Origin of the sequence: Streptomyces africanus (genome assembly GCF_002150735.1) — a bacterium.
Classification (GTDB): domain Bacteria; phylum Actinomycetota; class Actinomycetes; order Streptomycetales; family Streptomycetaceae; genus Streptomyces; species Streptomyces africanus.
On the sequence record NZ_MUKA01000130.1, the window covers coordinates 1 to 20,442 of the forward strand.

Genomic DNA, 20,442 nt, shown 5'->3' on the forward strand with positions numbered 1-20,442 from the left:
GCACGGTGGCGACACCGGAGGCCACATCGACCAATTTCGAAGTGTCGGCGGGCTCGACGAAATGCCGATGGCCGAAATCGCCGTAGCAGAGGTGATAGCCCAGCTCCACCCCGGTGGGAACCGCATCACCGAGACGGGAGAGCCGCTCGATCACGCCGCCCAGCCGGGCTGGATAGTCGTCGCCGAACCAACACGGGAAGACACCTTCGAACAGCGCGAATTCGACCGGTGCGTCCCATTGGATCGCCAGATCCTCATGGGGAATCGCCGAGGTGATCTGATCCAATTCGGCCAGGATCGCTGCCTCGTAACGGATCTCCAGTTCCGCCTGGGGGCCCGCGACGAACGCGCCGATCACCGAGATCGGGGTCGGTAGACCCACCTGGAATCGGACGCCGGGCCGGAGCACGCCCTGCGCGCGGAGCTGTTCGAACACCCGCCATGACGCGCGAGCGGCCTGCGCATATCCGAGCGTGCCGAAATCGATTGTCGCCGCGTCGATACCGGGTGCCGGCTGCACCCGTTCGCTCGGTCCGTATTCCGGGCTCGGCGGCGGCACAGTGACGAGGCCGGGGTGCGCCTGCAGCCGGGGCAGCTGCCACACCACAAAGTTGTCGCGCTCGCCGGTCTCACCGTCGGGGACTCGGGTGATATGCCCACCCAGACGGGTAGCGACCTGCGCGAAGACCGCCGCGGCGTCGGGGAGCGGCACACTGCCGCACAGATGGACACCACGACCGGACATAGAACGAACCTCCACGCATCGTCGGATACCGCCGAAAGGAGTGTAGGAGCGCCGACGCGGTTGCGCGCGCGGAGCACTCGGCCCGCGCGACCCGCCGTACCGGACTTCGACGCGGGCGGTGTCGTAGTGTTCGGGAAAATCCCCCGGGAACGGAGAATGTTTTGACTCAGCCACCGGCAGGCCCGACCGGGCCGCAGCCGCCCGACGGCACTCGGCCCGGCCACCCCCGGCCGCCGCGGAAGCGCCGGACCGGCCTCATCGTGGGCGGGGTAGTGGCCGCGCTCGGGGTCGTCGCCGCCATCGCCGCCATGCTCGCCGGGATCAACGACCGGCCCGGGAGCCGGCGGGCCTCGGTCAAGCGGATCGGGGTGCCCGCGCTGGGCGGTGCCCTGGGCCTGGTGGCCGGGACGTACGCCGGGCAGCAGACCGGCGCGGTCGTGCTGACGGTGATCCTCACGTTCGTCGGGCTCGTCGCAGGGAGCATCAGCGCCATCGGGCCGGTCGCCTCCGCCGTCGGGACGCAGTTGCTCGTCGCGTCGGCGATCGGGGCCGGGATGCCCCTGCCCGAGCCGGGGTGGGAGCGTGCGCTCGCCTACGTCGCGGGCGCCGGGTGGCTGCTCGTGCTCCGGCTCGTGCTGCCCACGCCCGGCTCCCTCGCCGGTGACTTCCGGTTCGACGGGGAGCGGAAGGCCGTCGCCGGCGTGTACGAGGCCGTCGCCGACCTGCTCGACGCCGTCGGCGGGCCCGAGGCCATGCGCCGCCGGGCCGCGCTCACCGCCGCCCTCGACCACGCGCAGGACGCCCTCGCCGGGCCCCGGCTACGGCGGTACGCCTCGTCCTCCGCCGAGCGGCGGCTGCACGCGCAGTACGCCGCCGCCCTGCCCCTGGCCGAGGCCGCCACCGCCCTGGCGTGGGCCGGAGAGGCCGTCGCCGAGCGGGCCTCCGAAGGACCCCGGCGACTCGCCGCCGCCGTACGCGGCAACAACCACACCGGGCCGCTGCCCGCACCCTCCCGCTCGGCGCCCGCCCTGCGCGCCCTCGACGACGCCCTCCTGCACGCCGCCGAGGTGTTCGACCAGGGCAGGGGCGGCGATCTGCACACCCGGCCCCGCACGCCCAGGGACCGGCTGCGCGCCGCGTTCGGCAGCGCCGGGCGCGAGTACGGGCTGCGGGTCGCCCTCTGCTTCGGGGCCAGTTCGGCCGTCGCCCAGGCCCTGCACCAAGGCCAGTGGTACGGGCAGCACGAGCACTGGTACTGGCTGCCGGCCACCGCCGTCTTCCTCGTCAAGCCCGACCTGGGGCCGCTCGCCTCGCGGGTGCTGAACCGGGCCGCCGGGACCGTGCTCGGCGCCGTCGTCTTCGCCGGATTCGCCGCCGTCCTGCCCCGGCCCGAAGGGCTCATCGCGCTCGTCGCCCTCAGCGGAGCGCTCATCCCCGTCGCCACCCGGCACTTCGCCGCCCAGACCGCCGTCGTCACCGTCCTCGTCCTCGCCCTGGTCATGGTCGGCGGCGAGCCGCAGGCTTCCATGGGGCGGATCGGGGAGACGCTGCTGGCCTGCGCGATCGTGCTGATCACCGGGCACCTGCCGATGCCCGGACAGCGGGGCGGGGGAGTGCGCGCCCGGCTCGCCGCGGCGGGCGACGCCGCCTACGCCTATCTCACCCACGTCCTCGACGAGGCCGACGCCCCGCGCATCGGCACGCCCGGCACGCCTTCCGAGCGCCGCGGCACGCCCACCGAGCGCCCCATCACGCCCTCCGACCCCCGCGCCACCCGCTGGACCCTGCGTCGCGAGGCCTACCGCACGCTCGCCGAGGCCCGGACGGCCATCTCCCTGTCCGCGCACGAACTGCCCGCCCTCGCCCGGCACACCGAGGGCGCGGACGAGGTGGCCGACCTCCTCGAACGCCTCGTCGACACCACCACCGCCTGCGCCGTCCACCTCGACGACACGGGACGGCTCGGCCCCGAGCACACCGAGCGCCTCACCGCCCTCCTCGGTGAACTCGCCGGACAGGGAGGGCGAGTGGGGCTGCGGCTGCCCAGGACGCGCCGCGCCGGATGACCCCTCAGCCGAATCCGCAACCGGCCCCTCAGCCGACCCGTATCCACACCGGCGCGTGGTCCGACCCGGGCGCGCCCCGCCGCTCCGCCGGATCGGCGCCGACCGACGGCAGGGCGGGCGGGCCGTCGCCGGGCAGGCCCGTGCCCGCCGCCGTCACCCGGTGCACCAGGCGGTGGCTCACCAGTACGTGGTCGATCAGTTCGCGCCGCCCGGAGTTGACGCGGGAGTAGCGCTGCCCGGGCGGGATGAGCGGGGCCACGTCCCACAGCCGGGTCGCGTCGCCCTGGTCGGCCCGCTCATAGCCCGGCGTGCCGATCTCGGAGCCGGGCGGGCCGAGCAGGACCTGTGTGGTCGCGGCCTGCACCTCGTCGTTGAGGTCGCCCAGTACGGCCACGTCCCTGCCCTGCCCGTCGCCGTCCAGGAGCCCGTCCGCGAGGGCGCGCAGGGCCGTCGCCTCGGCGGCCCGCCGGTACAGGGCGTAGGCGCCGTAGCGGGCCCGTTCGCCCTCGTCGCGCGGCTGGAAGCGGCCGTCCGGGTACGACAACAGCTTCGACTTCAGATGACAGACGGCCACCCGCAGCGGCCCGTCCCCGACCTCGACGGCAAGGAAGCCCCGCCCCGCCCGCGTCACCCCGGAGTCGTCCACCTGCACGGGCCGCAGCTCCGCGGGGAAGGCGGTTGTGTCGGCCAGCACCGTCATGGCCGTACGGCTCAGGAACCCGACCCGTATGCCCCGGCTGTCCGGATGCCCCGACAGGGCGACATGCCAGTCGTCGCCGAGCATCCCGGCGAGGTCCCGCAGGGCCTCGGGGTCCCCGACCTCCTGCACGCCGAGCAGCGTCGGGTCGAGTTCCGTGATCACGGCGGCGAGCGCGGCGAGCTTGGTCTCGTACGCGGCCCCGTCCTTCGGGCCGAACGGGCCGCCGGGCCGGTAGAGGTTCTCCAGGTTCCAGGTGCCGAGGAGCATGCCGGGCTCCTTTCAGAAGCCGACAGGTCGTACGTTGGCGCGATGACGCTTTCCGCCGCGGACAGTCCCGCGGACCTCATCATCAGCGCATGTACCGTCCTCGTGCACGACGATCAAGAGCGCATCGGGTTCGAGGAGGACGCCGCGATCGTCGTGCGGAACGGAGTCGTCGAGGCCGTGACGAGCGCCGCCGCGGTCGCGGACCTGCCCGCCGCCGAGCGCCTCGACGCCCGCGGCCAGGTCGCCCTGCCCGGTCTGATCAACTGTCACACGCACGCGCCGATGGTCGCGCTGCGCGGTCTCGCCGAGGACCTGCCGACACAGGAGTGGTTCAACGACGTCGTCTGGCCCGTGGAGTCCAACCTCACGGAGAAGGACGTGGAGTTGGGGGCGCGGCTCGCCTGCGCCGAGATGATCCGCGCCGGCGTCACCTGCTTCGCCGACCACTACTTCGCCATGGACGCGGTGGCCCGAGTGGTCGCGGAATCCGGTATGCGGGCGCTGCTCGGCGAGGCGTTCTTCTCCTCGCAGGGCCCTGAAGGCCGGGAGCGGTCGCTGGAGTTCGCGCTCAGGCACCGGGGCGCGGCCGACGGCCGGATCACCACCGCGCTCGCGCCCCACGCCCCCTACACGGTCGACGACACCGACCTCGCCGCCACCGGCGAGCTCGCCCGCACGCACGGCCTGCCCGTGCACCTCCACGCCGCCGAGAACCGCGATCAGACCGAGGCCAGCCTGGCCCGGCACGGCGTCACCCCGATCGAGGTCCTGGAACGCACCGGCATCCTCCACACGGACCTGCTCCTCGCCCACGGCACCGGCATCGTCGACCGCGACCTTCCCGTGCTGGAGCGGGCGGACGGCCGTAAGGCCGTCGCCACCGCGCCCCGCGGTTACCTCAAGTTCGCCTGGCCCGACACCACACCGGTCCGCGCCCTGCGCGACATCGGCGTCGACGTCGGACTCGCCACCGACGGCGCCGCCTCGAACAACTCCCTCGACGTATGGGAGTCGATGGCCCTCACCTCCCTGGTCCAGAAGTCCGCCGAGGGCGACCCCCGCTGGCTGACCTCCCGCCAGGCCCTGCACCACGCCACCCTCCAGAGCGCGCGTGCCGTGGGGCTGGGAGACAGCGTCGGCAGCATCGCGCCCGGACGGCGGGCGGACATCGTCCTGGCCGACCTCACCGGACCGCACACCCAGCCGGTCCACGACCTCGCCGCCACCCTTGTGCACAGCGCCCGCTCCGCCGACGTCCGCACCACGATCGTCGACGGCCGGATCCTGATGCGCGACCGGACGCTCCTGACGATCGACGTGCCGGCGGTGGTACGGGAACTGGAGGAGCGCCTGCCCGCCCTCGTCGACCGCAGCCACGGCCGGCGCATCCAGGACTACGACACCTGACTTCCCACAGGGCCGTTCGATTTTTCTCCCCGGGCGGCGATGAGTTCCGTCCCTCCCGCCGGTCACCACGCGTTCTCTGGACCAAGTAGGGCATCTCGCCCATCTCCACGCGCGTGGTACGTCGTTCGCGGCCGTGTCCTGCGGGACCGCGACCGGGTCTTCCGCACCTACTCGACATACGAGCGCGGCCTCGACGGCCTCGGAAGTGAGCGCGCTCGCTATCACGACGAGTACGACGACTGATACGGAAAGTGAAAAGATAGGCCAAGCGGCTGAGAGTTTGGTCACACTCGGTGGTGAACGAGTGTCAACTACGTCTCAGAACCGTCACTTCGCGAGCCGTTCACCCCATGGTTGGCGTTTAACTCTACGAGTACAGCGCTACATGGAGGTGCAGGGTGAGCGGGCGAACGGTGCTCGAGAGCTTTCCCGCCGGTGGGCCGCGTGGTTCCTGGCCGGCGGAGGAGTTCGCGCAGGCGCGGCGTCTGGAGGGCCTGCCTGCCGAGGTCGTCATGGATCTCGCCACGGACATGTTCCTGGTGATCGTGCGCAGCGGGGACGGCGCCGACGCCGCGGCCTGACGCGCCTCCCGGGGGCGGCGCGGCTCAGCCCGCCTTCGGAGCCGGCACGACCGGCCGGCCCGTCGTAGGCTGTGGGACCGTCGTGGGCTGCTGGGTCACCCTGGGTGGCGTGGCGAACTGATCCGCCTGGAGCGCGTACAGCTCGGCGTAGAGACCGCCGGTCGCCAGCAGCTCGTCCGGAGTCCCGGACTCCACGAGCCGACCCTGGTCCAGGACGTGCACCAGATCCGCGTGGCGTACGGACGCCAGCCGGTGCGTGATCAGGACGACCGTCTGGCCGCTGTCGGCCAGGGCGCGGATCCGCTCGAAGACCTCCAGTTCGGCCCGGGCGTCCAGGGCCGCCGTCGGCTCGTCCACGATCAGGATGCGGCCCCTGCGGTAGGCCGCCCGGGCGATGCCCAGCCGCTGCCACTGGCCGCCCGACAGCTCGTGCCCGCCGCTGAAGTTACGGGCGAGCAGGGTGTCCAGCCCGCGCGGCAGGTCCGCGATCACCGTCTCGGCCCCGGCCTCGGCGATCGACGCGGCCAGCCGCTGCTCGCACACCGGCGCCGACGTGCGCCCCAGGGCGACGTTCACCCGGGCCGTGAACGGCCATCGCTTGAAGTCCTGCGCCACCATCGCGATCCGCTCGGCCAGCCGGTGCCGGTCGGCGGTCGCCGCGTCCACGCCGTCCCACAGGATCCGCCCCTTCTGCGGGGTGTAGAGCCCGGCGAGCAGCTTGACCAGGGTCGTCTTGCCGGAGCCGTTCTCCCCGACCAGCGCCACGATCCGGCCCAGCGGGAGGGTGAGCGACACGTCGTCGAGGGCGGGGCGGGCGGAGTCGCCCGGGTAACGGAACGTGACGTTCTCGAAGCGGATCTCGCGTGGATCCTCCGGCAGCGGCGCGCCGCCCGCCGGGATCGCCCACTGGTCCGCCTCGGTGTACAGCCGGTGCAGATCGCCGACGAAGAGGGCCTCCTCGTGCAGCGCGTTGACCTCCACCACGAGCGTGTCGAGGCTCTGCGAGCCGGTCCGGATCGCGATCACGGCCGTACCCGCCACCGACAGGGCCATCGCGCCCGCCAGCAGCAGCCCGCCGAGCGTCGCGTACGTCGCCACCGTCGCCAGACCCGTCCACGCCGCCGCGATCAGGCCGGTCCGGGCGGCGAGCCGGGCCAGCCGGGCCTGCTCGGCCTCCGCCGTCTCCGACATCGCGCGGAAGTGCCGCAGCAGGAACGCGCCCACCCCGTGCACCCGGATCTCGGGGGCCGCCTCGGGCTCGATCAGGAGATTGCCGAGCAGCCGGCCCGCCCGGGCGTGCTGCACCCAGGCGTGGAAGGACTCGTAGCGCCGCCGGGCCACGGTCAGCGCGCTCCAGGCGCTCGGCAGGGTCATCGTGACCAGCAGCGGCAGCAGCGCCGGATGCAGCACGGTCAGCACGCCTGCCGCCGCGACCAGCGAGATCATCGCGTTGATCACGCGCGTTCCGTAGGAGATCATCCGGCGCGCGGACGCGGCGCCGTACTGCGCGGTGTCCAGCAGCTTGTGAAAGGCGTGGTCCTCGATCGCGGCCAGTTCGACGGCCGCGGCCCGCTCCAGGTACTGCTCGGTCGCCACCCGCTCCACCTTGGGCTCCAGCCGTCCGGTGGCATAGGTGCTCGCGGCCCGCAGCAGCGCGGCGAGCAGCATCACGACGGCCACGGTGACCAGCGCGGGGACGGCGCCGCGCAGCCGGTCCTCGATCACACCGCCGCCCATCAGCCGGGCCAGCACGCTGTTGACCGCGAGCAGCGCCACCGCCTGCGCCACGCCCCGGCCCGCCTCGGCGGCCAGCACGATCCGCGCGGCGCCCCGGTCGGCCTGCCGGGCGAGCCGCAGGCTGGACGCCAGCAGGGACGGCAGCCGGGTGATCATGGCGCGGAAATTCAGCTCCAGGAACGCGTCCGCGTGCTGGTTCCAGCCCATGTCGTAGCGCAGCGGCCCGCCGAAGAGCAGCCGCTCCGACTCGGACACCTCCGGCGCGGTCCGCTTCTTCGCCACCGTCGACCGACCTCCCCGCTCCTGCCCCGCTCGTGGACGAACGGTCACTATGGCGGCGGCGGAGCCCGCACGGGCAGGGCGCAGCCCGGGGCGCCGGAGGCGCACGGGCGCACGAATCGAGCGGGGGAGGCGTGAGGCGGCGCTCGACGAGTACTGCGGTCCCGCAGAGCCGTGTTCGAGGAGCCCTACGCGCTGACCGGCCGCGACCAGGCCGGCGCGGTCCCCGTCACCCGGCACAGGGCCAGATACAGCGGTATCGGCGGGGTGTACGGCAGCGTGCCGTCCGGGCGGTGGATCAGTGCGGGCAGCTCAGGGACGTCCGGGACGACCGCGCCGGTGGTGTAGTGCGCCGGGGCCGGCCATTCCAGGGCGTGGTCGGAGTCGGACGGCACCAGCCACCACCAGTACGTCTCGTCGGCGTAGACGCAGCCCACGCGGGGCAGGCGGGGCGTGACCAGCGGGCCGAGACGGGCGGGTACCGCGACCGCGTCGCAGCCGAGCGGGGCGGTCATGCCGTCGGGCACGGGCAGCCGCAGAGCCGGGCCCGTCGTCCGCAGCTCGCGCCGGAGCCGGGCCAGGGTGTCGAGGTTCAGGACGCGGCCACCGCGCCCGGGGCTCATGCCGGTCCCCGCTCTCGGCGTCGCTTCTGCGCGGGGACTTCCTGTACGGGGTCTTCCCGAGCGCCCTCCGCAGGGCGCGCCCGGTGTGCGCCGTCCTCGTCGTCCGAGTCGTCGGACGGCCCCGGCTTCGGACGGGCGCCCCAGCCCAGGTCGTTCCGGGGCTCCGCCGGGTCGCGGGGGGCGCCGGCCGTGCGCGGCAGCTCGGCCCAGACCAGCAGCCCGGGGCCGTGCTCATGGGCACCCCAGGCCGCGCAGAGGGCGTCGACGAGGAGCAGTCCCCTCCCGTGCTCCTCCTCGGGCCGGGTGCGGCCGGCCGCGTGGGGCTGGCCCGGGGCGCAGCCCTCGTCACGCACGGCTATCCGCACCAGGTCGTCGCCGTCGTGCAGCTCGCACACGATGTGGGTGCTCGCTGTGTGCACGATGGCGTTGGTGACCAGCTCGGTCACCACCAGGGCCGCGCTGTCGCACGTGTCCTCGCACACCGACCAGCCGGTCAGCCGGGCCCGCGTCAGGCGTCTGGCCTGTGCGGGGGAACCCGGATGTGCGGCCAGCTCGAAACGGAACCGGCGCTCGGCAGCGGCCCCGGTGGGGCTTGCTTCCGGGCTGGCACCCAGGCCGTAAGGGCCTGCGGCGGCGTCTGTTCCTAAGGGCGCGGACGGAATCACGCTTGCCACTATCGCCCCGCCGTGAACACTTGGCAAGGGTCACTCTGAAAATTGCAGAGTGCTGTGTGACGGTCTGGAAGGCCGTGGCACACTGCTCGCAACAGCACCCCGCGCGGCGCCAGTTGCGATCGTCGAAGTTCTGTTCGAAACGCCTGTTCGGATAGTCAACTCTTCGAAAAGGGCTTCGAATGGCGCCGCCGGGCTGTCAGCGGCCTTCTGTGGCCGCCTCGTCAGAACTCTTGGTGGAGGTGGAGCGTGAGCGAACCGCGGTCCGCGCCGACGGTGGGCCAGGTCGTCCTCGGCCGGCGCCTGCTGGACCTGCGGGAACGCGCCGGGATGAAGCGCGAGGAAGCCGCCCGCATCCTCCGTGTCGCCCCTGCCACGGTCCGCCGTATGGAGATGGCCGAGGTCGCGCTCAAAATCCCCTATCTGCAACTGCTCCTGAAGGCCTACGGAATCTCGGAGGAGGAGGCCGACGCCTTCGTCCTGCTGGCCGAGGAAGCGAACAAGCCCGGTTGGTGGCAGCGTTTCCACGACATCCTGCCCGGCTGGTTCTCGATGTACGTGAGCCTGGAGGGCGCGGCCGGCGTCATCCGCAGTTATGAGCCCCATTTCGTCCCCGGGCTGTTGCAGACCGAGGACTACGCGCGCGGAGTGCTCCGGTCGGGCGCCGTCGGCCAGACGCGGCCCGACGACATCGAGCGGCATGTCGCCCTGCGGATGCAGCGCCAGGAACTGCTCACCCGCGAGGACGCCCCCCGGTTGTGGGTCGTGATGGACGAGACCGCGCTGCGGCGCCCGGTCGGCGGCCCGGAGGTGATGCGCGGCCAGATCGACCGGCTGCTCGAGGCCACGGAGCTGCCGCATGTGACGTTGCAGGTCGCCCAGTTCGCGACCGGACCGCACCCGGGCACGTACGGGCCGTTCGTGCTGTTCCGATTCGCCATGCCCGAACTGCCGGACATGGTCTACAGCGAGTACCTGACCGGCGCGGTCTACCTCGACGCGCGCGCCGAGGTGGCGACCCACCTCGAGGTCATGGACCGCATGGCGGCGCAGGCCGCTACGGCACATCGCACGAAGGAGATCCTCAGGGATCTCCGCAAGGAGCTGTGAATGGATCGCATCAAGCCGCGCAAACACGTCTACAACGGCATGCCCGCGCGCGACTTGGGCAGTGAAGGCTGGCACAAGCCGTGGAGCGGCGGGAACGGCGGGAACTGCCTGGAGGCGATGAAGCTCGCCGACGGCCGGATCGCCGTCCGGCAGTCCACCGATCCGGACGGTCCGGCGCTGATCTACACCACCGACGAGATGACGGCCTTCATCGAAGGGGCGAAGGCGGGGGAGGCGGACTTCCTGCTGTCCTGACGTGATTGCCTTTTCTGACGCTCGACTTACTGATTCTGGTGCTGAATTGACCACCCTTTGTGCCTTACGGAGTGCCTCATGACCGGGCAGGACCCCATACCCGCCGTCCAGATCGACACGACCAGACCCCACCCCGCGCGGATGTACGACTGGTACCTCGGCGGCAAGGACAACTACCCGGTGGACGAGGAGATGGGCCGGCAGATGCTCACCCTCGACCCGAGGGTGCCGGTCATGGCGCGGGTCAACCGCGCGTTCATGCACCGGGCCACCCGCTGGCTGGCCGCGAACGGCGTACGGCAGTTCCTGGACATCGGCACCGGCATCCCGACCGAGCCCAACCTCCACCAGATCGCCCAGGAGGCCGCCCCCGACGCCCGGGTCGTCTACTGCGACAACGACCCCATCGTGCTGGCCCACGCGGCGGCCCTGCTGCGCGGCACGGACGAGGGGGCGACCGAGTACCTCCAGGCCGACGTGCGCGACCCGGACGCCGTCCTGGAGGGCGCGCGGAAGGTCCTGGACTTCACCCGGCCCGTCGCGCTGTCGCTCATCGCGCTGCTGCACTTCGTCTCCGACGACGACGGCGCGCACGACCTGGTCCGCCGGCTGCTCGCCGAACTGCCCTCCGGCAGCTACCTGGTCATCACGCACGCCACGGCCGACTTCACGCCGGAGGAGTCGAAGGCGGCCACCGAGAAGCTCCGCGCCGCCGGTGTCACCCTCGCCCTGCGCTCCCGCGAGGAGTTCACCCGCTTCTTCGACGGCCTCGACCTCGTCGAGCCCGGCGTCGAGGTGCCCCACCACTGGCACCCCGAACTGGGCGAGCCCGTACCGGGGCAGGACGACGGGGTGATTCCGGGATACGGGGCGGTGGGGCGCAAGCCATAGCTTTCCGAGTGCTCATGACGGGTGCTCGTGTGAGTGCTAGACCACCATGGGCCGGTCGTACGGTCCGATCGGCGACGGGAGCCTCGAACTGCCCGTCAGATGACGGTCCACGGCCGCCGCCACGGCCCGCCCCTCGGCGATGGCCCAGACGATGAGCGACTGGCCGCGGGCGGCGTCTCCGGCGGCGAACACGCCCGGCACGTTCGTGGCGAAACCGGCGTCACGCGCGATCGTGCCGCGGGGCTCCATGTCCAGCCCGAGCTGGTCGACGAGCCCGTCCCTCCGGTCGGGCCCCGAGAAGCCGAGGGCGAGCAGTACGAGGTCGGCGGGGAGCGTCCGTCCGGTGCCCTCCACCGGGCGGCGCCGCGCGTCCACCTCGACCAGGTGCAGCGACCGCACACGGCCGTCCGCGTCACCGTCGAAGCGCAGCGTGGACGCCGCGAACAGTCGCGCGTCCGCGTCGGCCACCGGGGCCGTCCGCAGGTCACGGGCCTCCTCGTGCGCGGCGGACAGCCGGTAGAGCCGGACCGGATAGGTCGGCCAGGGCTCGCTGTCCTCGTCGCGCTCGGTGTCCGGCAGCGCGTAGATGTCCAGCTGCGTCACGGACGCGGCGCCCTCCCGGACGGCCGTGCCCAGACAGTCGGCCCCGGTGTCGCCGCCGCCGACGATGATGACGTGCTTCCCGGCGGCCGACAGCGGGGACGTCTCCAGATCGCCCTCGCGCACCCGGTTGGACAGCGGGAGGTACTCCATCGCCTGGTGAACGCCCGCCAGTTCCCGCCCCGGCACGTCGAGTTCGCGCCAGGCGGTCGCCCCCGTGGCGAGCACCACGGCGTCGTAGCGAGTCCGCAGGTCGTCGGCCCCGATGTCCCGTCCGACCGCCGTCGACGTACGGAACTTCGTCCCCTCGGCCCGCATCTGCTCCAGCCGCCGCTCCAGATGATGCTTCTCCATCTTGAACGCGGGGATGCCGTACCGCATCAGCCCGCCGGGCCGGTCGTCCCGCTCGTACACGGCGACCGTGTGCCCCGCCCGGGTCAGCTGCTGGGCCGCCGCCAGCCCGGTGGGCCCGGAACCGATCACCGCGACCGTCTTGCCGGACAGCCGCTCCGGCGGCCTCGCCGGCGTGAAGCCCTCCTCCCACGCCCGGTCGGCGATCGCGCACTCGACGTTCTTGATGGTGACGGCCGGCTGGTTGATCGCCAGCACACACCCCGCCTCGCACGGTGCCGGGCACAACCGGCCGGTGAACTCCGGGAAGTTGTTCGTGGCGTGCAGCCGGTCGGCGGCCGCTCGCCAGTCCTCCCTCGACACGAGGTCGTTCCACTCGGGGATCAGGTTGCCCAGCGGGCAGGCCTCGTGGCAGAAGGGGATGCCGCAGTCCATGCAGCGGTCGGCCTGCTTGCTGATGATCGGCAGCAGCGCCCCGGGGACGTACACCTCGTCCCAGTCCCGGACCCGCTCCTCGACGGGCCTGCGCGGCCAGTCCTGGCGGGGGGTGGTCATGAAACCCTTGGGATCGGCCATGGCCGTCTTCCTTGCGTGCGCGTGTGACGGGCCGTGCGTCGTCGGGCGGCGCTCCTTCCGCAACGATACGTCCGCGGCGGCCCACCCGCAGGGGGCGGTCACGCTCGCAAGGGCGGCACAGTGTCAGCCGACCCGCTCAGGTGAGTGCCAGCACGTACGCCACCGCCGCCCCGGCCGAGGCGGCCGTACGGACGTGGTTCCACATCGTCCACTCGCGCACATACACCGGCCAGTACGAGGCCGCCTCCGAGCTGCCCGGCTCCAGCTTCAGCAGCGCGTCGTTGCGCGGCACGTTCGCGACCATGGTGACCCCGAAGGAGCCGAACAGGTACAGCGCGCTGCCCACCAGCAGCTCCACCGTCCCCTCCTGCGGCCACAGCACGAACGTCACCACGGCGATCACCGCGCACAGCACCGCCGACCCGAGGAACACGGCCATGAAGGGCGGGGTCAGCGCGGCCACGTTGATCGCGTTCATCGCGGCGACCCCCTGCCCGGGCGGCAGCGCGGCGAGGCCCCGCATGACGAAGGTCGAGAAGCCGCAGAACACCCCGGCCACCAGGCCGGTCCCGAGCACACCCAGCACCGTCAGCACGAAGTACGGTCCGTCGATCATGTCAGCCTCTCCCGCCCGTCGCCACGGGATCCTGCCCCGGCGCCCTTCCTCACCACAAGTGAAATCCCGTACGAGATCAGTGACCATGGCCGAGCGGCGCGGGGCCATACGCGTACGTCCACGGCCCACCGGCTGACCGGATCCGGGTTCGGGTTCGGGTTCGGGTTCGGCGAGCGTCACCGCACGACTGACCGGCCCACCGACCGGCCCACCGACCGGCCCGGCTCACCCGGCGGAACCGAGCCGTGCCTCGGTCCACCCCCTCAGCACCGTCTCCACCGCCACCGCGATCCGCCGCCGCGCCTCGTGCCGCGGCACCCCGCTCATCAGCAGCCGGTCGTACGGCGTGTCCAGATGCCGCACGGACGCCACGACCGCCGAGGTCACCGCCCCCTCCGTCAGCGCCCGCCCGGCCGCGCTGCGGCCCACCCGCCCGCTGCCCCGCTCCGAGGCGTGCGCGGCGATGGCCCGCGCACGATCGGCCGGACAGCCGGGAAACAGCCGCCGTATCTCTGCCGCGAACGCCTCAGCGAACTGGGCGTCCCGTGCCGCTCGCCGCCGCGCGTCCCGGACCCGGCGTCGCCGACGCGCCTCGGCGTCCGCCAGACACCGCTGCTCGGCCCTCGCGAGCGCCGCCTCCTCGACCAGAACGCCCTGCCGCTCGTAACGGCTCTTGCGCCGGTTGAACCGCACGACCACCGCCGACAGCGCGCTCTCCTCCCGCGATCGGCGCGTCAGCGCGGTGTCGCCGCGCGGCAGGAACACCAGGTGTCCGAGGTCGGCACAGTCGAGGCAGCGCGGGGCGGCGTCCTCCAGGACGAGCAGCGGCAGCGGCCCTCGCCGGCACTCGGCGCAGTGCCGCCGCTTGAGGGGCTGGAAGACGAGAAGTCCGGTGGGGGTGTGGGGCGGGAGCGTCGCGCGCGGTGCCATACGGCGGTCGGGGACCATAGGGGGTTCATTCCCGCCGACGGGGGCCCGGCACGTCCTGCCGCGGTCTGACGCATCATGGGCCGTGTGCGACTGGAAGCGATCACCTGGGACCGGCTCGGCGACACGCTCGCCGAGCGTCTGCTCGACCTGAAGCCCGCCGACGGCAGTCCCTGGCCGCGCATCGCCTTCGACGGCGCCCCGGCCGCCCGCCCGGGAGAGCTCGCCCGGCGGGTCTCCGAGGCGCTGCGCATACGCGGCCGCTCCTCGCTCGTCGTGGGCACGGAGGGCTTTCTGCGCCCCGCCTCCGTGCGACTGGAGTACGGCCACCGGGACGTGGAGTCCTACTACAGCGGCTGGTACGACACCAGCGCCATGTGGCGCGAGGTGTTCGGCCCCCTCGAAGCCGGTGGCGACGGCCGCGTCCTGCCGGATCTGTGGGACCCGGACGCCGACCGGGCCACCCGCAGCCCCTACGTCCCACTCCCGCCCGGCGGCGTGCTGTTGCTGCACGGTCCCTTCCTCCTTCGGCACTGGTTCCCCTTCGATCTGAGCGTCCACATCCTGCTCTCCCCGGGCGCCCTGCGCCGTCGCACGCCCGAGGACGAGCACTGGACCCTGCCGGCCTTCGAGCGCTACGAGCAGGAGACCGACCCGGCGGGCACGGCCGATGTCCTGGTGCGGGCCGACGATCCGCGCCATCCGGCGTGGGGCGGCTGAGCCGCTGTCCTGTCTGCTCGGGGAGGGGGCGCTGTTTCCGTGTGCGGGCGCCATGTGACGCGCGCTGTTTCCGTGTGCGGGCGCCAGGTGGCGCGGCGAGAATGAAGGACGCCGGGACTCGCGGTGCCTCCCGCGCCGCGCCGGCCGTCCGGCACCGGGAGGTACTCCATGACCACCGCCGGAGACATCATGCACCGCGGCGTCCAGTGGATCCCCGCTCACGAAACCCTCGACCGCGCGGCCCAGCTCATGCGCGAACTGAACGTCGGCGCCCTGCCCATCAGCGACGAGAACGAGCGGCTCTGCGGCATTCTCACCGACCGCGACATCGTCGTCGGCTGCGTCGCCACGGGCCACGACCCCGCCGAGGTCACCGCGGGTGAGATGGCCAAGGGCACGCCTCGCTGGATCGACGCGGACGCCGACGTCGGCGAGGTGCTCCACGAGATGCGGGAGCACCAGATCCGCCGGCTGCCCGTCATCCAGAACAAGCGCCTGGTCGGCATGATCAGCGAGGCCGACCTGGCCCGGCACCTGGCGGGCGACCAGATCGCCTCCTGGGCCGAGAGCGTCTACGCCAGGACCACCCCGCGCTGACCGCGCCTCACCCCACCACGACCCCGCAGGTCACGGCCCTCGTCAGAGCCAGCCGCTGCGCCGGAACCCCCGGTACAGCGCCAGGCACGCGACCGATATGACGCCGATGACCATGCCGTAGCCGTAGCGCCAGTGCAGCTCCGGCATGTGGTCGAAGTTCATGCCGTACACCCCGCAGACCATCGTCGGCACGGCGACGATCGCCGCCCACGCGGTGATCTTCCGCATGTCCTCGTTCTGCGCGACCGTGACCTGCGCGAGGTGCGCCTGGAGGATGGAGTTGAGCAGCTCGTCGAAGGAGGCGATCTGCTCCTTCGCCCGCAGCAGGTGGTCCGAGACGTCGCGGAAGTACGCCTGTATCTCCGGGTCGACCGCCCGGATCGGCCGGGTGGCGAGATCCTCCAGCGGCCGGCTGAGCGGCACCACCGCCCGCTTCAGCTCCAGCAGTTCACGCTTGAGCTGGTAGATGCGCCCCGGGTCGGCCCGCGCGCCGGTCTCCGCGAACACGTCCGTCTCGACCTGGTCGATGTCCTCCTGCACCGAGTCCGTGACGGTCAGGTAGGCGTCCACCACGTGGTCCGCGATCGCGTGCAGCACCGCGGACGGGCCCTTGGCCAGCTGGCCGGGGTCGGACTCCAGCTCCTCGCGCAGCGGGCCCAGCGAGCCGTGCCTGCCGTGCCGCACCGTGATCACGAAGTCCTTGCCGACGAACACCATGATCTCGCCGGTGTTCACCACCTCGCTGGTGGCCGTGAGTTCCTCGTGCTCGACGTAGCAGACCGTTTTGAACACCGCGAAGAGCGTCTCGCCGTAGCGCTCCAGCTTGGGGCGCTGGTGGGCCTCGACGGCGTCCTCCACGGCCAGGGGATGCAGGTCGAAGAGCTCGGCGATGCCCGCGAACTCCTGGTCGGTCGGCTCGTGCAGGCCGAGCCAGACGAAGCCCTCGCCCTTCTTGCGCACCCACTCCACGGCGTCCACCAGATCGCCGCGGGCGTCGGTGCGGGCACCGTCCCGGTACGTCACGCAGTTCACCACCGAGGAGCCCAGCGGGGAGCGGGCCGGGTGACTCAGGTCGACGCGCGGGCGCCGCCGGGCCAGCCGAGCCACCTTGCGGAGGCCGCCGACCCCGCCGAGGCTCGTGACCTTCCGCAGATTCCCTGCCATGGACATCTGCATCTCCTTGCGTGGAGCTCGTCGCGCCGTTCCCGCGCCTTGGCGGCAGTCTGCCAGGCCGACGTGAGCTGCGGGTAAGCCTGTGGAAACGGCTCGTTCCGCTTTGTTCCCGGCTGTGGATGAACGACTCCGGGTGCCCTCGTCCCCGAGACTTCGACGCGTATCGGACGCCGTGCGGTTCTCCGCACCGGAGCGTCAACCACAACGAACAAGTCGGATAAATGGGATGATCGCGGCATGACGCGAACCGACGGGTACCTCCTCGACCACCGGCAGACCGAGGCGGCAGAGCACTTCAACGCCTTCGCCGCTCTCTTCGACCCCACGACGTTCCGGCATCTCGAAGCGCTCGGCATCGGGTCCGGCTGGCGGTGCTGGGAGGTCGGAGCCGGCGGCACCTCCGTGGTGTCCTGGCTGGCGAAGAAGGTCGGCCCGACCGGACGCGTCGTCGCGACCGGCACCGACACCTCACGGCTCGTCCCCGCTGCCCGGCCGCCCGTGGAGGTGCGCGTGCACGACCTCGGCGCCGAGGAGCCGCCGGGGGAGGGCTTCGACCTGGTGCACGCCCGTCTCGCCCTCGTCCACGTGGCCGACCGGGCACGGGCCATGCGGTCCATGGTCGAGGCGCTGCGCCCCGGCGGGCGCGTCCTCGTCGAGGACGCCGACCCCGCCCTCCAGCCGCTGCTCTGTCCCGACGAGTACGGCCCCGAGCAGCAGCTCGCGAACCGGCTGCGGCACGGTTTTCGCAAACTGCTCGCCGACCGCGGGACCGAACTGCCCTGCGGCCGCGTCCTGCCGCGGCTGCTCCGGGAGGCAGGCGTGACCCGGGTGCACGCCGACGCCTACTTTCCCGTCGCCTCGCCGGCCTGCGCCGCCCTGGAGTCGGTGACGATCCGCCAGATCCGCGACCAGCTCGTCACCGCGGGCCTCGCCACGGACCAGGACATCGACCGGCATCTCGCGAACGTCACGTCCGGTGCCCTCGATCTGACGACGGCTCCGATGATTTCGGCGTGGGGGCGCAAGCAGTAGTCAGAGGCGGTGCGGGCGCCGGGCGTCAGCCGGGCAGGGGCGGTCTGCCGCCCACCCGTTCCACCGCCTTCGCACCCGCCCGGCAGCCCTCTTCCGCCGCCTCCTCGGGCCCGGCACCCGTGAGCAGGGCGGCGAGGAACGCGCCGGTGAAGGCGTCACCGGCGCCCGTGGTGTCCCGGGGCGCCGCCGGTACGGCGGGGACGCGGGCGCGCACCTTCCCCGAGCGGGCGACGAGCGCCCCCTCGTGCCCTCGCTTGGCCACCACCAGCGGCACCCGCAGGCTCAGCTCGGCCGCCGCGTCGGCCGCGTCGGTCAGCCCCGTCAGCAGACACGCCTCGTCCCGGCTGGGCAGCAGCACATCCACGCCCTCGACGAGCGCGAGGAACCGCCCGGCGCCCAGTTCTCCGAGGAAACCGGCCGACGCGGGGTCCAGACTCACCGGCACGCCACGCGCGCGGGCGGCCTGCAGAGCCACCGTCACCAGGGCGCGACTCGGCTCGGAGAACAGCAGGTAGCCCGACAGGTGAAGCCGGGCCACGCCGTCGAGCAGCGCGTCCGACCAGTCGGCGGGTTCCAGCCGCAACGACGCGCCGCTGTCGGTGAGGAACGTCCGCTCCGCCGAAGCGCCCCCGTCCACCAGGCAGATCACCGTGCCGGTCGGCGCCAGCGGGTCGACGACGAGCCGCGGGCGCACGCCGTGGGCCGCCAGCTCACGCTCGTGCCAGGCAGCGGCCTCCGCCCCCACGCGCCCGAGCAGCCGCACCTCCGCCGCGCCCCGGGCCGCGGCCCAGCACGCCACGTTGGCGCCCGCCCCGCCCGGCACCGTCCGGATCGAGGCAGCCGTGTCCGTACCGGCGGCGAGCGGCCCCGCATGCCGCGCGACGACGTCCGTGATGACGTCCCCGACGACCAGCAGCGCCCCGCCCGCCGCCGAGGTCCCCGCCGAGTCGGGTCCGCCTGCAGCACCGCGGCCGGCCCCGGTCATCCCCGCGCCCAGGCCGCCGCGATCCGCGCCGCCAGGCGTACGTTGCCGCGGACCGCCGCCAGGTTGGCACTGAGGGATGCGCCGTCGGTGTGCCGCACGAGGTAGTCGAGCAGGAACGGCGTGACCGCCTGGCCGGTGATCCCCTCCTCCTCGCACGCGTGCAGCGCGTCCGCGAGCACGCGCGCGTGCAGCTCCGGATCCAGCTGCTCCTCCTCGGGGACGGGATTGGCGACGATCAGCGCCGATTCCGGCCCGGCGAGCGCGTCCTGGGCGCGCATGACACCGGCCACCTGCTCCGGCGTCCGCAGCGTCCAGTCCACCGGATGTCCCGAGTCGGACAGATAGAAGCCGGGGAACCGGCCGGTACCGTAACCGGCCACCGCCACACCCAGCGTCTCCAGCCGCTGCAAGGTCGCCGGCACGTCCAGGATCGACTTCACCCCGGCACACACCACGGTGATCCGCGTGCGCGCCAGCAGCCCCAGGTCGGCCGACTCGTCCTGCGTCACCGTCCACTCCCGGTGCACCCCGCCGAGCCCACCCGTCGCGAACACACGCACGCCCGCCAGCGCCGCCAGCAGCGCCGTCGCCGACACCGTGGTCGCCCCGCTCACCCCGGAGGACACCGCGAGCGGCAGGTCGCGGTGGCCCAGCTTGCGGATGCCGTCCTCGTTCGCGACCCGCTCCAGCTGCTCCTTGTCCAGCCCGACGTGGGGCCGCCCGTCCAGCACGGCGATCGTCGCGGGCACCGCCCCCTCCTGCCGCACCACCGTCTCCAGCTCCAGCGCCACCTGGAGGTTGCGCGGCCGCGGCAGCCCGTGGGCGATGATCGTGGACTCCAGGGCCACCACCGGCCGACGCGCGTCGAGCGCCTCCCGCACCTCTTCTGACACCACCAGCACCACGCGCCTGCCTCCTGTCGGTCGGTCTTCCCTCATCTCTGGCGGGCGGCGCGCCGGGCCAAACCCTTGCGGGCCGTCGGCGACGTCACGAGCCTGGGTGCATGACGGACAACACACCGCGACTCGACCACGTCGTCCTCTGGGTGCGCGACCCGCTCGCCGCCGCGGACTTCTACGAGAAGGCCGTCGGCCTGGAGACGCTCCGGCTCACCGAGTTCGCCGCCGGTGAGGCACCGTTCCCCTCCGTACGCGTCAACGGCGAGACCATCCTCGACCTCATGCCGCTGACCTTCGCGGAACGCATGACGATGCTGCCCGGCGCCGCCGGCAGTGCGGGGCACCCCGTCAACCACGTCTGCCTCTCACTGTCCCGGGGCGACTTCGACGCCCTTCTCAGCCGCCTGGCGGAACGCTCCGTACCGGTGTCGGACCTCTCGTACGACTCCTTCGGGGCCCGGGGCAAGGCCACGCGCAGCTTCTACTTCCGCGACCCGGACGGCAACATCTTCGAGGCACGGCACTACGACTGACCGGGCCCGGCCTCAGAACAGCGGCTCGGGAAGCACCCCTTCGAGGGCCAGCAGCCGCCGCTTGGTCTCCAGACCGCCCCCGAAGCCCCCGATGCCCCCGC

The 20,442-nt window shown here is 72.8% G+C and carries 21 protein-coding genes; 10 read left to right on the forward strand and 11 right to left on the reverse strand.

The window, feature by feature from the left end; genetic code table 11:
* A partial coding sequence (locus CCL05_RS18250; RefSeq protein ID WP_086561566.1) for a hypothetical protein occupies positions 1-745 on the reverse strand: 745 nt, incomplete at its 3' end.
* Positions 746-1,053: 308 nt separating this feature from the next.
* On the opposite strand from CCL05_RS18250, the gene CCL05_RS18255 reads away from it, so the two are divergent.
* Positions 1,054-2,811: an FUSC family protein gene (locus tag CCL05_RS18255; RefSeq protein WP_244204318.1), complete on the forward strand. Its 1,758-nt coding sequence runs from the start codon at positions 1,054-1,056 to the stop codon at positions 2,809-2,811.
* A gap of 28 nt (positions 2,812-2,839) precedes the next feature.
* Here CCL05_RS18255 and CCL05_RS18260 read toward each other — a convergent pair whose 3' ends face one another.
* Positions 2,840-3,778 (reverse strand): endonuclease/exonuclease/phosphatase family protein, encoded by a 939-nt coding sequence (locus tag CCL05_RS18260; protein ID WP_086561567.1) that lies wholly within the window; start codon positions 3,776-3,778, stop codon positions 2,840-2,842.
* Between the two features lie 42 nt (positions 3,779-3,820).
* Between CCL05_RS18260 and CCL05_RS18265 the strand changes: the two genes are divergently transcribed.
* Positions 3,821-5,185: an amidohydrolase gene (locus CCL05_RS18265; RefSeq protein ID WP_086561568.1), complete on the forward strand. Its 1,365-nt coding sequence runs from the start codon at positions 3,821-3,823 to the stop codon at positions 5,183-5,185.
* A gap of 398 nt (positions 5,186-5,583) precedes the next feature.
* The gene (locus CCL05_RS18275; RefSeq protein ID WP_086561569.1) at positions 5,584-5,766 is read left to right on the forward strand and encodes a hypothetical protein; all 183 of its coding nucleotides are present in this window, start codon (positions 5,584-5,586) and stop codon (positions 5,764-5,766) included.
* A gap of 24 nt (positions 5,767-5,790) precedes the next feature.
* On the opposite strand, the gene CCL05_RS18280 is transcribed toward CCL05_RS18275, so the two are convergent.
* The 3 genes from CCL05_RS18280 to CCL05_RS18290 form a co-directional block, all read right to left on the reverse strand.
* Positions 5,791-7,785, reverse strand: a complete 1,995-nt coding sequence (locus CCL05_RS18280; protein WP_086561570.1) for an ABC transporter ATP-binding protein — start codon at positions 7,783-7,785, stop codon at positions 5,791-5,793.
* 185 nt (positions 7,786-7,970) lie between these two features.
* Positions 7,971-8,405 carry a hypothetical protein gene (locus CCL05_RS18285; RefSeq protein ID WP_086561571.1) on the reverse strand — a complete coding sequence of 145 codons (435 nt, stop codon included), beginning with the start codon at positions 8,403-8,405 and terminating at the stop codon, positions 7,971-7,973.
* Positions 8,402-9,079, reverse strand: a complete 678-nt coding sequence (locus CCL05_RS18290; protein WP_244204316.1) for an ATP-binding protein — start codon at positions 9,077-9,079, stop codon at positions 8,402-8,404. The genes CCL05_RS18285 and CCL05_RS18290 overlap by 4 nt, the downstream gene beginning before the upstream one ends.
* Positions 9,080-9,325: 246 nt before the next feature.
* Here CCL05_RS18290 and CCL05_RS18295 point away from each other — a divergent pair, with 246 nt between their 5' ends.
* The 3 genes from CCL05_RS18295 to CCL05_RS18305 all read left to right on the forward strand — a co-directional run bounded on the left by CCL05_RS18295 (position 9,326) and on the right by CCL05_RS18305 (position 11,332).
* Entirely contained in the window at positions 9,326-10,186 is an 861-nt protein-coding gene (locus CCL05_RS18295) for a helix-turn-helix domain-containing protein (RefSeq protein WP_086561573.1), read from the forward strand.
* Positions 10,187-10,441: a DUF397 domain-containing protein gene (locus tag CCL05_RS18300; protein ID WP_020277664.1), complete on the forward strand. Its 255-nt coding sequence runs from the start codon at positions 10,187-10,189 to the stop codon at positions 10,439-10,441.
* A 78-nt stretch (positions 10,442-10,519) separates the two neighbouring features.
* Positions 10,520-11,332 (forward strand): SAM-dependent methyltransferase, encoded by an 813-nt coding sequence (locus CCL05_RS18305; RefSeq protein WP_086561574.1) that lies wholly within the window; start codon positions 10,520-10,522, stop codon positions 11,330-11,332.
* Positions 11,333-11,368: 36 nt separating this feature from the next.
* Here CCL05_RS18305 and CCL05_RS18310 read toward each other — a convergent pair whose 3' ends face one another.
* From CCL05_RS18310 to CCL05_RS18320, 3 genes are all read right to left on the reverse strand, one after another.
* On the reverse strand, positions 11,369-12,859 hold the full coding sequence (locus CCL05_RS18310) for a glutamate synthase subunit beta (RefSeq protein WP_086561575.1): 1,491 nt from the start codon (positions 12,857-12,859) through the stop codon (positions 11,369-11,371).
* Positions 12,860-12,995: 136 nt separating this feature from the next.
* Positions 12,996-13,475 carry an anthrone oxygenase family protein gene (locus CCL05_RS18315; protein WP_086561576.1) on the reverse strand — a complete coding sequence of 160 codons (480 nt, stop codon included), beginning with the start codon at positions 13,473-13,475 and terminating at the stop codon, positions 12,996-12,998.
* 225 nt (positions 13,476-13,700) lie between these two features.
* Complete coding sequence (locus CCL05_RS18320; RefSeq protein WP_341868268.1) at positions 13,701-14,405, reverse strand: DUF2293 domain-containing protein; 705 nt, start codon at positions 14,403-14,405, stop codon at positions 13,701-13,703.
* A 75-nt stretch (positions 14,406-14,480) separates the two neighbouring features.
* Between CCL05_RS18320 and CCL05_RS18325 the strand changes: the two genes are divergently transcribed.
* Entirely contained in the window at positions 14,481-15,122 is a 642-nt protein-coding gene (locus CCL05_RS18325; RefSeq protein ID WP_208641560.1) for a nucleoside/nucleotide kinase family protein, read from the forward strand.
* Between the two features lie 168 nt (positions 15,123-15,290).
* Positions 15,291-15,719 carry a CBS domain-containing protein gene (locus CCL05_RS18330; protein WP_086561578.1) on the forward strand — a complete coding sequence of 143 codons (429 nt, stop codon included), beginning with the start codon at positions 15,291-15,293 and terminating at the stop codon, positions 15,717-15,719.
* A gap of 42 nt (positions 15,720-15,761) precedes the next feature.
* Here the strand turns inward: CCL05_RS18330 and CCL05_RS18335 are convergent, their stop codons facing one another.
* On the reverse strand, positions 15,762-16,889 hold the full coding sequence (locus CCL05_RS18335; protein ID WP_086561579.1) for a magnesium and cobalt transport protein CorA: 1,128 nt from the start codon (positions 16,887-16,889) through the stop codon (positions 15,762-15,764).
* Between the two features lie 240 nt (positions 16,890-17,129).
* Here CCL05_RS18335 and CCL05_RS18340 point away from each other — a divergent pair, with 240 nt between their 5' ends.
* A complete protein-coding gene (locus tag CCL05_RS18340; protein ID WP_086561580.1) occupies positions 17,130-17,924 on the forward strand; it encodes a methyltransferase domain-containing protein in 795 nt (264 codons plus the stop codon).
* 25 nt (positions 17,925-17,949) lie between these two features.
* Here the strand turns inward: CCL05_RS18340 and CCL05_RS18345 are convergent, their stop codons facing one another.
* Both CCL05_RS18345 and CCL05_RS18350 read right to left on the reverse strand, forming a co-directional pair.
* Entirely contained in the window at positions 17,950-18,909 is a 960-nt protein-coding gene (locus CCL05_RS18345; RefSeq protein WP_086561581.1) for a carbohydrate kinase family protein, read from the reverse strand.
* Complete coding sequence (locus tag CCL05_RS18350) at positions 18,906-19,814, reverse strand: pseudouridine-5'-phosphate glycosidase (RefSeq protein WP_244204317.1); 909 nt, start codon at positions 19,812-19,814, stop codon at positions 18,906-18,908. Before CCL05_RS18350 ends, CCL05_RS18345 begins: the two co-directional genes overlap by 4 nt.
* Positions 19,815-19,912: 98 nt before the next feature.
* Between CCL05_RS18350 and CCL05_RS18355 the strand changes: the two genes are divergently transcribed.
* Positions 19,913-20,341, forward strand: a complete 429-nt coding sequence (locus tag CCL05_RS18355; protein ID WP_086561582.1) for a VOC family protein — start codon at positions 19,913-19,915, stop codon at positions 20,339-20,341.
* Positions 20,342-20,442: the final 101 nt, after the last annotated feature.